Below are 13,973 nucleotides of genomic sequence, written 5' to 3'. Positions count from 1 at the left end.
TTATTTGTTTACTAAATATTGAATGTTGATTATCGTTTGATTGTAATTGTTCATTGCAATCAAATAATCACTTTTAATTTTGTTGGCATCTTTAAGGTTTTGGGTATATTCGATATAACCAATATCTCCTGATTTGTATAGCCGTTGCGCCGAATTGATAATCATTTCTGCCATTGGAATTCCCTCCGTTTTATAATAATTGAGTTGCTCTAAATATTGTTTTTGGAGTTGGTATTGTTGCAAATAGACAGTTGCCAATTCCTGTTGCGATTTCTCTAATTCTTTTTTAGCGATTTCAGTTTCTAATTTTGCCACCTGTGTTTTTTCCTCAATTCCATTTCTAAATAATGGAATATTAATCCCTACACTTCCATAATAAAACGGAGTTTCTTTGTCCAGACTTTGTGCATTGACACCCAAATTGAATGATGGATTTGCCTTTGCCTTTTCAGATTTAATCGCCAATTCTTTAGCAATAATTTGCTGTTGTAAAAACTGTAAAACGGGATGATTTTTGACTAAAGTACTATCGCTTAGATTAATTTCGGGTAAAGATTCATATTTTGTTGGGGCTTGATACTCTATATTATTTCGAGTCCATTTTTGCAATTCTGCCAAATAAAAAGATACATGAGTATTAACTTCTGCCAATTGCAATTTTAAATCCTTGTGTTGCAATTTGACGTTTATTTTTTCGAGTTTATTGCTTTCGCCAACCTGAAATTTCTTGTCTGCATACTTTTCATAGTCTGCAAAAATGTTGTCTATTTCGAGCAGCAAATTGTATTGTTGCACATTATAAATCCAAAATAAATAAGCACTTGAAACGTTTTTGATCAGTTCATTTTTGGTAACGGCTTCAAAAGATTTGGCAACGGTTACATTTTGATTCAGCAGATTTCTATCTGCTTTATTCGATAATTTAAAACCTTGTGCAACTCCTACATTATAATCAAACAATTTACTGTTCATTTGACCCAAATTACTATTAATATTGAATGGGTCCAGAATAGTAGCTATTTTTGTTAATGCTTGTTGCTGCTCTGTTTGCAAAGTTGCCTGTTGTATGGTTGGATAATTTTTCAACGCAGATTCTATCGCATCGTTCAATTGCAAAGGACTATTTTGTGCATTAGCATTAAAAGAATAACAACTAAAAAGCAAAACAACAATTGATGCAATTTTAGGATTAACTTTTATTTTTTTTGAAGACATAACTAAATAGTATAAAACGGGTAAAACAAACAAAGTCAGTAATGTTGAAGTTAACAAGCCTCCAATTACAACTGTTGCCAAAGGTTTTTGAACTTCTGCACCTGCACTTGTACTCAAAGCCATTGGCAGAAAACCTAATGAAGCTACTGTTGCCGTTGCTAAAATTGGTCGTAATCTCGCGCTACTTCCTTTGTAAATACGTTGCAAAAGATTGTCTTCACCTTCTTCTTTAAGTTGGTTATAATAGCTAATTAATACTATTCCATTCAAAACAGCAACGCCAAAAAGTGCAATAAAACCAACTCCTGCCGAAATACTAAAATTCATTCCACGGCTCCACAAAGCAAATATGCCACCTATTGAAGCTAAGGGAATTGCAGAGAAAATTATAGTAGCTTCTTTGAGGGAACGGAACGACAAAAAGAGCAGAAAGAAAATAAGCAAAAGCGCTAAAGGAACAGCCAATAGCAATCTCCCTTTGGCTTCTTGAAGGTTTTGAAATTGTCCTCCGTATTTTATAAAATAGCCTTCCGGTAATTTTAATTTGGCATCTAATTTTTTCTGAATTTCCAAAACTACACTTTCTACATCACGGCCACGAACATTGGCTTCGATAACAATTCTGCGCTGTGCTTCCTCCCTGCTTATTTGTGATGGTGCAGTTTTAAAATTGAGTTCGGCGACTTCGTTCAACGGAATTTGATTCCCTTTTGGTGTTGGTATCAATAAAGATTTTAAAGCATCAATGTCGGTATTTTCATCTTTAGGAATACGAACAACCAAATCAAATTTTCGTTCGCCCTCATACACTACACCCGTTGTCCCGCCTGCGTAAGCCGTATTCAGAATTCGATTCACCTCTGCAATATTCAAGCCGTATTGCGCAATTTGGTTTCGATTGTATTTCACAACTAATTGTGGCATTCCTGTAACTTGCTCGACTTTTATATCGGTCAAACCCTCTATTTTGTTAATAATTGAAACCGCTTTGTTGGCTTCTGAAAAAAGTTTATCCAAATCATCACCAAATATTTTTATGGCAATATCTGATTTCACCCCAGCAATCAATTCGTTAAAACGCATTTGAATGGGTTGCTCAAAAGATATATTACAACCTGGAATTTGGCTTAATTTTTCATTCATTTTATCGGCTAAATCTTCTTTATTATCGGCTGTTGTCCATTCTTTTTTGTCTTTTAAAACCATTATCAAATCAGCACTTTCAATAGGCATTGGATCTGTTGGTATTTCACTGCTCCCAATTTTGCTAACTGCTTCTTCAACTTCAGGGAATTCCTTTAAAAGTCTTTCTAATTGGGTGCCAACTTCAATGGTTTGAGGCAAACTGCTTCCTTGTCTAATGGTATAATTTGCAGCAAAATCACCTTCGTCTAATTCAGGAATAAACTCTCCACCCAATGAATTGAAAAGAAATAATGAAGCAATGAATAAAAAAACTGCACTACCAATAACCTCAAATTTTCGTCTTATAGCAATAACTAAAACTGGTTGATACCAATTATTTAATTTATTGATAAATCGGTCCGTAAAATTGGGTTCATTACTGATTTTTTTGCTTAAAAAAAGACTGCTCGCCCAAGGCACATACGTAAGAGAAAGTAATAATGCCCCAACGATTGCAAAACTTACCGTTTGCGCCATTGGCATAAACATTTTACCCTCGACACCGCTTAGCATAAACAACGGAATGTAAACAATCAGGATTATAATTTGCCCGAAAATGGCAGAACTCATGATTTTTGATGAACTTTTTATTACTTCATGGTCCATTTTATTTTGAGAAAGTGTATTGTGCTTATAATGCTTTGAAAAAATATGCAAAGTGGCTTCGACAACAATAACGGCGCCATCTACAATTAATCCAAAATCCAAAGCACCCATACTCATCAAATTGGCGCTTAAACCAAGCAGGTTCATTATGATTATGGCAAAAAGCATAGCTAACGGAATAACAGATGCAACTATCAAACCGGCTCTCAAACTTCCTAAAAACAATACTAAAACTAAAATTACAATTAGGGCTCCCTCTAACAAATTGGTAGAAACCGTACTAACGGTTTTCTCAATAAGTTTGGTTCTATCAACAAAAACATCAATTTTGACGCCTTTGGGCAATGATTTTTCAATTGATTGCATCCTTTCTTTGACACGCTCAATTACTCTAACAGCGTTCTCCCCTTTTTGCATTAAAACAACACCTCCAACAGTTTCTCCTTTTCCATTTCTGGTCATAGCTCCATAACGAGGTGCAAATCCAAATTTAACTTCGGCAATATCTTTTATTAAAATGGGAACACCCGAATTGTTTTTTACAACGATGTTATTAATGTCATCGATGTTTTGGATTAATCCTTCGCCACGAATGAAATAAATATTGGGGCCTTTGTCAATATAACTTCCTCCTGTGTTTTCATTGTTGTTTTGCAAAGCATCAAAAACATCAATAAGCGTAAGATTGTTGGCCGCCAATCGTTCAGGCTTTACCGAAACTTCGTACTGCTTAAGTTTTCCACCAAAACTACTCACATCAACTACTCCAATAGTTCCTAGTAATTGACGCCTTACAATCCAATCCTGAATGGTTCTTAATTCAGTTAAATTGTATTTTTCTTCATAACCTTTATCAGGAACTAATACATATTGAAAAATTTCGCCAAGTCCTGTAGTTGGAGGCAATAATTCTGGCATTCCGTATTGTTTCGGAATATTATCCGTCGCCATTTTTATTTTTTCATCAACACGTTGACGAGCAATGTTCACTGGCACGTTATCTTTGAAAACAATTGTAATTACAGACAAACCCGAACGGCTTGTACTTCGTAATTCAACCATTTCCGACAATGATTTGAATTCAGTTTCTAATGGATAAGTTATAAATTGTTCTACTTCTTGAGTAGCAAGGTTTGGTGTAGTGGTTATTACTTGCACTTGATTATTGGTTACATCTGGCAATGCATCAACACTTAATTGCGTAAATGAATAAACGCCAAACATAACAAAAATCGACAATAGAACTCCTGTAATCAGTTTGTTATTAACTGAAAATGCTATTATTTTATATATCATTTTTTAAATATAATGAATGAGAAATTGGACCTAAATGGTCTATTATTTTGTGGAAAAGCCACAACTCTCTATCCTAATATTCAATACTAATTGAAATCAGGTTTCATTATACTATTTGAGGGGGTTGCCAAATACTTCCGAAGAAATTGGAAGCAAGTATGGATTTATATTCTGGGATTTTGTTTTCTTCAAACTTTTTAAAAATAACAAAATCTAAATTTTTAATAGTTGTATCAATTGCAAAAATTTGAGAATTACAGCAGTTGCAAAAGCAAAAAGGGGAACAAGAATCATTATCTTGATTATGATTTGAGCTACTTTTTTCAACAACAGTGTGCATTGAATTATTCCCTTCTATATCTGCACAAGGCAAACACGAGAGTAGAATAAACAGTACTGACAATATTGAACTAGTCCATTTCACAAAAACAAAAATACATTTTACAATTAAAACTCAATACTTTTAAACTTAACACTTAAACTTTAAATCCTTAAATAAATTATTCCCAAAGCTTTTTCTGGTGAGGAGCTCTTTTTTTATTAATCCACTTATTCAATTTATAACACAAAAAAGCAGAACCACTACCTACAATAGCACCCGCTAAAACATCTGTGGGATAATGTACGCCAAGATACATGCGGGAATAGCCTACCGCACCTGCCCACAAGAAAGACGGAGCAATAACATACCATTTCGGGTAAGCCATACTCAAAGATATGGCTGTTGCAAAAGCAGCTGAAGTATGAGCCGAAGGAAAAGAATAACTGCTTTCTTCAGTAACATTATCTATCTCTGGATAAGTTTCGTAAGGTCTGTCTCTTTTAGTACTGCTTTTTAAAGCTATAGAAACAAACGCCGAAGCAGCTAATGTTTCTCCAATAAAAATTGCTTTTTTCTTAGTAGTACTATCTTTTTCTATTAATCCAACTGCATAAATAATTACCGGAGTACCGATACTGACAGGCATAGCACTATTGGTAATGCCAATCATTGTCGACTCGATACCAGTATTTCTATTGCTATTTATTTTCTTTAAAAGATCAATATCTGAATTTTGTGCATTTGAAATTGAAAAACAAAAAAAGAATATAAAAAGGGACAGAATTTTTGACATATTGACTTTGTGAATTGGTTTAAAAAAAACGGCTGTGCCAGCTATCTATGGCAGGAACTTCCCATGATTCATTAAACTCTTCAATATTATTAACCAAATTATTAAAGACAATAGTATTTTCAGTAACAGCTTTGTCTTTAACCATTTTTTTAAAATCAATTAATGGTTTATGTGCAATATGCTCTCCAAGTTTGAAAGTAACATTCATTTTGTCTAATAAATCTACATTGTATTTTTTTTCTAGACTTTGAATGAATTCTACAGAGGAGTCGATAGAACAACCCGTTGCTGCTTGCACTTCTTGATTAACAGCAATTATTATAAAACGATTGTATTTCAACAAATACGATGATTCAAGACTTGTTCCGTGTGCAGCCCATTCGTTAAGAAATGCTTGTAAATCGGTTTCGATTTCAGAAAACTCTGCATCCGAGAATTTTCTATTCGATTGATAAATCCAAATTCTAGATTCTTCGGGTAAATTTTCAAAAGGAACGTACATGGTATTTATATTTTAGATTGCAAAATTAATTTTATTGAGATTTATTTTTAGTTTCATCAAAACTAAAATTTTATTTATTAAAATGATGAAACAAATCCAAATCCAACTTGCTTGCCATTGTAATAAGGGATGAACGCAGATTTTTTATTTGGATTACTTTTTGATGCGAATATTTTATTTATTTTAGGAAACAACCAATAACCCGCTTTGGCACTTAAAATTCCTATTCCTGCACCTGCAGCTACATCGGTGACCCAATGCCGATTATTATATACTCTGAAGGCACCTGTGGCTGCGGCAACAAAATAGCCCGAAACACCATACCAAACAGAAACATCTTTATATTCTTGATATAGAAATTCAGCGCCCATAAAAGCAGTTGCGGTATGTCCTGAAGGAAAAGAATTATTACTTGTCCCGTCAGGCCTTTCTACTTTTGTGATTGACTTTAAACTTAAAACGGTAATATTCATTATTAAAAATGAACTGGCAAGAATAATTGATTTATCTTTCAAATTATTTTTTCCTTTTACACCAAAGGCACCCAAAGCATAAACAGCAGCTCCTGGGGCATATTGGGTAAAGTCATCAATTGTTATTTGTTTATCGATGTGCTCTACTACTTCTTCACTAACTTCAGAATTAAAATCTTTAATTTGATCACTATTAATACCAATTACACCAAATCCTATTAATGTAGCAGGAAGTATTAATTGTTTGGGATTGAATTTAAATTGCTTAACAGCACTCGAATCAGGAATTGAATCTTGAAAATTTGTTTTTACCAATGTCTGAGCAAATAAGGAACTCCAAATTGGCATTAACAGTAGTAAAACAATTTTTCTAAAATTCATATTTAAAGATCTTGAGCGTTGGCAATCAATTCGGCAATATCCATCACTTTAACATCGCCTTCTCTTTCTTTGTTTTTAACACCGTCGGTTAACATCGTATTACAAAAAGGACAACCAGCAGCAATAATATCTGGCTTCGTTTCAAGAGCATCTTCTGTTCTTTCTACATTGATTTCTTTATTGCCTGGCTCTGCATCTTTAAACATTTGCGCACCACCAGCTCCACAACATAAACCATTAGCTTTAGATCGTTTCATCTCTAGCAATTCAACATCCAATTTCTGAATTAATTCTCTTGGTGCTTCATAAACATTATTAGCTCTTCCTAAATAACAAGGATCATGAAATGTAATTCGCTTTCCTTTAAATTGGCCGCCTTCTATAGTCAATCGTCCTGAATCTAGCAATGATTTAAGGAATTCTGTATGATGTACTACTTCATAATGACCTCCTAATTCTGGATATTCATTTTTTAAAGTATTGAAACAATGCGGACAAGCAGTAACAATTTTTTTTGCTTCATACGCATTTAGCACTTCTATATTCATCATGGCTTGCATCTGGAACAAAAATTCATTTCCAGCTCGTTTTGCAGGATCACCAGTACAGCTTTCTTCGGTACCTAAAACAGCAAAAGAAACATTAGCACGATTTAATATTCGTACAAAAGCTTTTGTTATTTTCTTAGCTCTATCGTCAAAACTTCCTGCACAACCTACCCAAAATAAAACTTCTGGTTGTTTTCCTTGAGCTAGCATTTCGGCCATTGTTGGCACTATTAAACTTTCTGACATAATTTTTATGTTTTTTTTGCATTAAATGCCAAAACATTTATTGCTTGTATTTTTTTTCTTTTAAAACGAAATATTTATAAGTCTAATTTTCATCTTTCCAATTCAAACGATCCTGTTGGCTGTATTGCCAAGGTGCACCATTATTTTCAATATTGGTCATCATTGCATTTATCGGCAAAGGAGCAGCACTTTGTTCCATTACTAGATAACGTCTCATATCCATAATAATTGAAAGTGGACTAATACTTACAGGACATTCCTCAACACAAGCATTACAAGACGTACATGCCCACAGTTCTTCAGGAGTAATATAATCATTCAACAAAGCTTTGTTGTCTGGTACAAAAACACCTTTGTTTGCATCTATATTTTTCCCAACTTCTTCAATACGATCTCTTGTGGACATCATAATTTTACGAGGAGACAATTTTTTTCCAGTTTGATTTGCTGGGCAAGCTGACGTACAACGTCCGCATTCTGTACACGTATAAGCATTTAATAATTGAACCCAATTTAAATCTTGAATATCACTAGCACCGAATTTACTTGGGACATCATTTTCAGATATAGGTGCTGCTGCAAAAGGATCGGCATTGGGATCCATCATCAATTTTACTTCGGCAGTTACCGAAGCTAAATTATCAAATTGTCCTTGTGGATTTAAGTTGGCGAAATAAGTGTTTGGGAAAGCCAATAAAATATGTAAGTGTTTTGAAAAATACAAATAGTTCATAAAAATCAAAATCCCTACAATGTGTAACCACCAAAAACCTTCATTTAATAACATCACTAATTCATTGGTCATTCCGTTGAAAACAGGGGCAATAAATTGGCTTACCGGAAAAGATCCTGCTTTTATAAAATGAGAAAAACCTCCAGGTATATTTTGCAAATGCAAATCAGTAGCGTTCATTAATAAAAACAAAGTCATTAAAACTACTTCGAAATACAAGATGTAATTAGCATCATTTTTCGGACTTCCAATTAAATCTGAACTGATGAATCTTTTAAGTTTTATAATATTTCTTCTGATCCAAAAGGTAAAAACAGCAACCAAAACAAGAAGTGCTAATATTTCGAAAAAACCAATTAACACATCATAAACAACTCCAAGAGGAGCAAAAACTCTATGAGTACCAAATAACCCATCTATAATAATTTCTAATAATTCGATGTTGATAATAATGAAACCAACATATACAATAATATGAAGAATACCTGCAACTGGTCTTTTAACCATTTTGGATTGCCCAAGAGCAATCATAGCCATATTTCTCCATCTTACTTTTGCATTATCTTTGCGATTAACAGCAACACCCAGATTTATATTTCTGATGATTTTTTTAACATTCAAATAAAAATATCCGAATCCAATAAACAAAAGAATGGCAAATAACACATTACTTAGATAACCCATAAATAGTAGTTTTTTTTTATTTTGTGATAGAATCTTTAGGAGCACTATAAGGTTTGTTCTTCTTTCCAAAAACAGACACATTTACATAACGCGTAGGATTTAAGCGAACGTCTTGTAATAATAATTCTAACTCTTTAGACGTTTTGGATAAGTTTTCATATAGTGCGTCATCCTTCATTAATTTGCCCATTGTACCTTTACCCGATTCTAAACCTTTCATCAAAACGTCGACTTTAGTCAATGTTGCATTTAAATTACGAACAGTTAAACCTAAATCTGCTTTATTTAAAGAATCAGAAATTTGAACAAAGTTTTCAGATACTTTTTTGAAATTAGATACAACGCCTTTCAATTGTCCTTTATTTTCATCTAGAATTAAATTTGCACTTAATCCAGCTTTGTGAAACTGTTCCATTGTAGCACTAAGTTCTGCTAAAGATTTTTTTAAATCGGCTTGACCTTTAGCATCTAAAACAGTATTAAAACTAGAAATCAATTGATCAGCACTAGTCATTACCTTTTCAAGTTTAGCCATAACAGGTGTTGCTTTGTCTCCTAGCGAAGCTATTAAACTAGCTTCAATAATACCTTTTAAATAATCACCACTTTCGGCAATATTTTTATCGGAATAATTGGGTTGAATCGATATTTGCTTACCACCTATAAGACTAGCATCATAAATTGAAGCAGTACTAGTTTTAGATATTGGAAAATCAGTATCAATCTGTAATTCAACCAATAAAACCCCTTTATCACCTATGGAAATAGTTTTGACTTTTCCAATCGTAAGGCCATTTATTGTAACCAATGCTGATGGTGCAAGACCTTCTACATTTGTGTATTCAACATAAAAAGTTTTATAATTATTAAAAAGATCTTTCCCTTTTAAAAAATTATAGCCCCAAATGAACAATAAAATTGATGTGATAACTAAAATGGCAGTCTTTAACTCTTTTGTAATTTTCAAAATATCTATTTTTTTTTATAATGCGCAAATTTAATACAAAATATTCGAAAGTATAATCTATTTAATAGCTTCTTGAATGCTAATTTTTTTTCCGTTTTTAAAAGCGATTAAAAAAGCAGAATTATATCCTTTAGTTCTTGCCTCCTTTAACTGATTTTTAGCCATTTCATAATCGGATGTTTCTCCATATAAGTACTTATAAATATTATCTTCGTATACTATTGAAACATTTTTCAATCCATTAAAATTTTTCGGTTCCAAAGCCAACTTTTTTTTACTTGCTGAAAGTTGAATCTTATAAATAGAACCAAGAGTATCTTTTTTTATTTTTACTTTGTCTGCATCTATCATCTCATTAGTTTGCACTGGATTTTCTTTTAAAATTTGAGATGGTTTTTCTCCAAAAATTTCAGCACCTCCATCACCAAAGTATTCATTTTTATAACTTATAATAGCATCTGCAATTGCTTTAGCAATATCATATTGTCCCTCTTCAGAATTTAACAATTCACCTTCAGTAGGATTGGAAACAAATCCAGTTTCTACCAATACTCTTGGCATATATGCTTTATGCAACACCATAAAAGGGGCTTGTTTTACACCACCATGTCTTATTTTTTTTCCTAATAATGCAAATGCATCCTCAACTTTACCCGCTAAAGAAATACTGTTATCTAAATACTCTTCTTGCATCAAAGTCATTCCTATCATCGTTTCTGGAGAGTTTGGATCAAAACCTTCGTATTTTTGTTTATAATCTTTCTCCATAGTAATTACAGCATTTTCAGCTTTTGCAGCTTCTAGATTAGAGGCTATTTTATTCATCCCCATAACATACGTTTCTGTACCATCTGCTGCAGTATTTCTGTTAGCATTTAAATGTATAGAAACAAAAATATGCGAATCTGCTCTATTGGCAATATTAGCACGTTCTATTAAACCAATAAAAACATCGGTCTTTCTTGTATAAATAACATCAATTTTAGGATACGATTCTAAAATTTTACCCACTTTTAAAACAATAGCTAATGCAATATTTTTTTCAACACGTCCGCTATAATTTGCTCCAAAATCATGTCCTCCATGACCAGCGTCTAATGTCACTTTAAAATTATTGGATTGGCTGTATGAATTTATAGCAAACATTACTATTAAAAATGAGAATCCAATTTTTATTTTTTTTGATAAATACATCTAATAGTTAATTTAATTATAAGACTTCCGTTATAAATTTATGATTTGATTATTTTTGCCAAAAAATTATAGTAATTTTGGCTCGCGAATATTCGAGTCTTCATTTTACAAAAATAGCATTTAAACCTTTGCATACAAACTTATTTAATATCGTTTTACTATCATTTTTCCTATCTTTAGGCAGTTCTAATTTATATTCACAAGATATAAAAAAGAATCAAACTTCTATACCTTCTAAAAAACAAGAAGTTAAAAAAACTATTGAAATAGATAGTAGTAAAAATTCTTTGGCTCAAACCCCAACTGACACTGTAAAGTTAGACACTATTAAAGTTAAAAAAAACTTCCTTAATGGTAAAGTAAAATACAAAGCAGAAAAGTCCGTAAAAATTGAACAGAAGAAAAAACTCATAACATTATACGATAAAGCCGAATTATATTACCAAGATGTGGAATTGAAATCGGGTATTATAGTTATGGATTATGAAAAAAATGAAGTTTATGCTGGAAGAATTAAAGATTCCGTAGGCAATTATACTCAATTTCCAAATTTCAAACAAGGATCTAATGTTATAGAACCCGATTCCATTCGCTTCAATTTTAAAACCAAAAAAGCATTGATTTGGAATTCTAGATCTTCACAAGGAGAGTTTAATGTAAAAGCGGCCATTACTAAAAAAGAAAATGATTCGGTTTATTTTCTAAAAGGAGCACGATTTACAACTTCAAAAGACATAGACAACCCCGAATATTATTTTCAAACCAATAAAATTAAATTTACACCTGGTAAAAAAATTGTAACTGGTTTCACCAATATGGTTATTGCGGGAGTACCTACACCCCTATTCCTTCCTTTTGCCTATTTCCCTCTATCCAAAGAAACAAGTACTTCTGGTATAATTCTACCTTCCTATAATGATTCAAACGATAAAGGATTTTCACTACAAAATGGAGGATATTATTTTGCACTAAGTGACTATTATAACCTAACAGTCACAGGAGATTATTATACAAATGGGAGTTATGGAATAGGAATGCAAAGTTCTTATGCTAATCGTTATCATTTTCAAGGAAATTTTAATTTTAGATTTGAAAATAATATTATTAGTGAAAGAGGATATCCTGATTACTCAAAAACTAAAATTTACAATATTCAGTGGTCGCATTCCCAAGATTCAAAAGCCAACCCAAATTCTACATTTTCAGCTTCTGTGAATCTGGGAAGTAGTGAATATTTTAAACAGACTATAAATCAAGTCAATGTTGGTTCTTCATTAAACAACACTTTGAGTTCTTCGATCTCTTATAGCACTGTTTTTCATTCGGTTCCCGAAAGCAGAATATCGTTAACTGCTACTCATTCGCAAAACACCCAAACAAAAGAAATAAACATGACTCTACCTACATTACAGTTTAGTGTAGATAGAATTTATCCTTTTGCTTTAAATGATGGAGCAAAAAAAGGCCTACTTAAAAATATCAACTTGCAATACAATTTAAACGGAAGAAATAGTTTTGTAACCACTGATTCATTGTTTTTTTCAAAAGAGATGTTTAGTAATGCCGAAATTGGATTTCAACACAATATTCCATTAAGCACTAACTTTAAAATCTTCAAACATTTTAGTGTTTCTTCTTCAGTAAATTATCAAGAAGTTTGGTATTTTAATACCATCAAAAAAGAATTCAATGATCAACTAGGTACCGTTGTTACAACTGACATAAAAGGTTTTGATGCATTTAGAACTTATTCATCATCAACAAGTTTGGGAACTACAATTTATGGTACATTTAATTTTGGAGCAGACAAGAAAATACAATCCATAAGACACGTTATGCGTCCTGCTATTTCGCATAGTTACACACCTAGTTTTGAAAAATACTATGATACGTACGCAACAGATGGTAGTGGTACAATGAAAAAAGATTACACCCGTTTTGAAGGCGGAATGTACGGAACACCAGGCAATACAAGTTCCAACAATATAGGATTTAATCTTAGTAATACTTTTGAAGCTAAAGTAACGGATAAAGACAGCACAAAAGTAGAGCCAAAGAAAATTATGCTACTTAATAATTTAAACTTATCCACAAGCTATAACATCGAAGCCAAGGAACTTGCATGGTCACCTGTTAGAGTAAGTGGCGGTACCCAATTTTTTGACAATAAATTAAATGCCAATTTTGGGGCTACATTAGACCCTTATGCTATTGATAATTCCGGAAATAGAATTAACACTTTCAATATTAACAATGGAGGAAGTCTGTTCAGAATGACAAGCGCCAATTTGACCATGAATTATGCACTTTCAAGTGAGAGTGGAAAAAAAGATAAAAAATCTTCGCAAGGTAAAAGAAATGGTGGACGAGAAGATGATTTATTTGGTTCAGATATTGATGTTGGTAGTGTTAGAAATAGCCAATTCAATAATGAGGAGGAAAATGAAGACACCTTAACTGAATTCTTTAGATCAAAATTACCATGGGACATGACGTTTGCCTATTCTTTGACGTACGGAAACAATAATAGAGAGAAAAAGATAATTGGTAATTCAATTATGATTTCAGCCAATACCGATTTAACTCCAAAATGGAAAGCGGGTATTTCAACGGGTTATGATTTTGTTCAAAAAGGAGTTACTTTTACTCAATTGCGTTTTGAAAGAGATTTATTGAGCTGGAGAATGGATTTTAACTGGACCCCTTTTGGTGATAATGCAAGTTGGAATTTTTTCATTGGTATTAAATCTGGGGTGTTAAGTGATATTAAATGGGAGAAACGAAATCTAACAAATCAAAGATAATAGCCATCTAATACACGAATTATC

At 32.5% G+C, this 13,973-nt stretch carries 10 protein-coding genes; 1 reads left to right on the top strand and 9 read right to left on the bottom strand.

Going from position 1 to position 13,973, the window contains the following annotated elements:
• From OZP06_RS15625 to OZP06_RS15590, 9 genes are all read right to left on the bottom strand, one after another.
• Positions 1 to 4,302 carry a CusA/CzcA family heavy metal efflux RND transporter gene (locus OZP06_RS15625; protein WP_281323949.1) on the bottom strand — a complete coding sequence of 1,434 codons (4,302 nt, stop codon included), beginning with the start codon at positions 4,300 to 4,302 and terminating at the stop codon, positions 1 to 3.
• A 106-nt stretch (positions 4,303 to 4,408) separates the two neighbouring features.
• Positions 4,409 to 4,726 (bottom strand): DUF6660 family protein, encoded by a 318-nt coding sequence (locus OZP06_RS18040; RefSeq protein ID WP_348651435.1) that lies wholly within the window; start codon positions 4,724 to 4,726, stop codon positions 4,409 to 4,411.
• A gap of 76 nt (positions 4,727 to 4,802) precedes the next feature.
• On the bottom strand, positions 4,803 to 5,417 hold the full coding sequence (locus OZP06_RS15620) for a phosphatase PAP2 family protein (protein ID WP_281323948.1): 615 nt from the start codon (positions 5,415 to 5,417) through the stop codon (positions 4,803 to 4,805).
• A gap of 19 nt (positions 5,418 to 5,436) precedes the next feature.
• Positions 5,437 to 5,919, bottom strand: coding sequence for an ABC transporter ATPase (locus OZP06_RS15615; RefSeq protein ID WP_281239834.1), 483 nt, complete (start codon positions 5,917 to 5,919; stop codon positions 5,437 to 5,439).
• A gap of 77 nt (positions 5,920 to 5,996) precedes the next feature.
• Entirely contained in the window at positions 5,997 to 6,773 is a 777-nt protein-coding gene (locus OZP06_RS15610; protein ID WP_269222686.1) for a phosphatase PAP2 family protein, read from the bottom strand.
• A 2-nt stretch (positions 6,774 to 6,775) separates the two neighbouring features.
• Complete coding sequence (locus OZP06_RS15605; protein WP_269222685.1) at positions 6,776 to 7,567, bottom strand: (Fe-S)-binding protein; 792 nt, start codon at positions 7,565 to 7,567, stop codon at positions 6,776 to 6,778.
• Positions 7,568 to 7,649: 82 nt separating this feature from the next.
• Complete coding sequence (locus OZP06_RS15600) at positions 7,650 to 8,984, bottom strand: (Fe-S)-binding protein (RefSeq protein WP_269222684.1); 1,335 nt, start codon at positions 8,982 to 8,984, stop codon at positions 7,650 to 7,652.
• 16 nt (positions 8,985 to 9,000) lie between these two features.
• Entirely contained in the window at positions 9,001 to 9,951 is a 951-nt protein-coding gene (locus OZP06_RS15595) for an MlaD family protein (protein WP_269222683.1), read from the bottom strand.
• A gap of 57 nt (positions 9,952 to 10,008) precedes the next feature.
• On the bottom strand, positions 10,009 to 11,145 hold the full coding sequence (locus tag OZP06_RS15590; protein ID WP_281323947.1) for an N-acetylmuramoyl-L-alanine amidase: 1,137 nt from the start codon (positions 11,143 to 11,145) through the stop codon (positions 10,009 to 10,011).
• A gap of 128 nt (positions 11,146 to 11,273) precedes the next feature.
• Here OZP06_RS15590 and OZP06_RS15585 point away from each other — a divergent pair, with 128 nt between their 5' ends.
• Positions 11,274 to 13,949: a putative LPS assembly protein LptD gene (locus tag OZP06_RS15585; protein ID WP_281239839.1), complete on the top strand. Its 2,676-nt coding sequence runs from the start codon at positions 11,274 to 11,276 to the stop codon at positions 13,947 to 13,949.
• The last annotated feature ends 24 nt before the right edge of the window (positions 13,950 to 13,973 follow it).

This window comes from Flavobacterium sp. IMCC34518 (genome assembly GCF_027111095.2).
Lineage (GTDB): Bacteria > Bacteroidota > Bacteroidia > Flavobacteriales > Flavobacteriaceae > Flavobacterium > Flavobacterium praedii.
This window is presented reverse-complemented; position numbering and strand designations above follow the sequence as displayed.

What these genes read in the sequence shown, in the direction of transcription:
- OZP06_RS15625 (WP_281323949.1), bottom strand. Translation starts at nt 4,302, where the DNA reads ATGATATATAAAATAATAGCATTTTCAGTTAATAACAAACTGATTACA.
- OZP06_RS15620 (WP_281323948.1), bottom strand. Translation starts at nt 5,417, where the DNA reads ATGTCAAAAATTCTGTCCCTTTTTATATTCTTTTTTTGTTTTTCAATT.
- OZP06_RS15615 (WP_281239834.1), bottom strand. Translation starts at nt 5,919, where the DNA reads ATGTACGTTCCTTTTGAAAATTTACCCGAAGAATCTAGAATTTGGATT.
- OZP06_RS15610 (WP_269222686.1), bottom strand. Translation starts at nt 6,773, where the DNA reads ATGAATTTTAGAAAAATTGTTTTACTACTGTTAATGCCAATTTGGAGT.
- OZP06_RS15605 (WP_269222685.1), bottom strand. Translation starts at nt 7,567, where the DNA reads ATGTCAGAAAGTTTAATAGTGCCAACAATGGCCGAAATGCTAGCTCAA.
- OZP06_RS15600 (WP_269222684.1), bottom strand. Translation starts at nt 8,984, where the DNA reads ATGGGTTATCTAAGTAATGTGTTATTTGCCATTCTTTTGTTTATTGGA.
- OZP06_RS15590 (WP_281323947.1), bottom strand. Translation starts at nt 11,145, where the DNA reads ATGTATTTATCAAAAAAAATAAAAATTGGATTCTCATTTTTAATAGTA.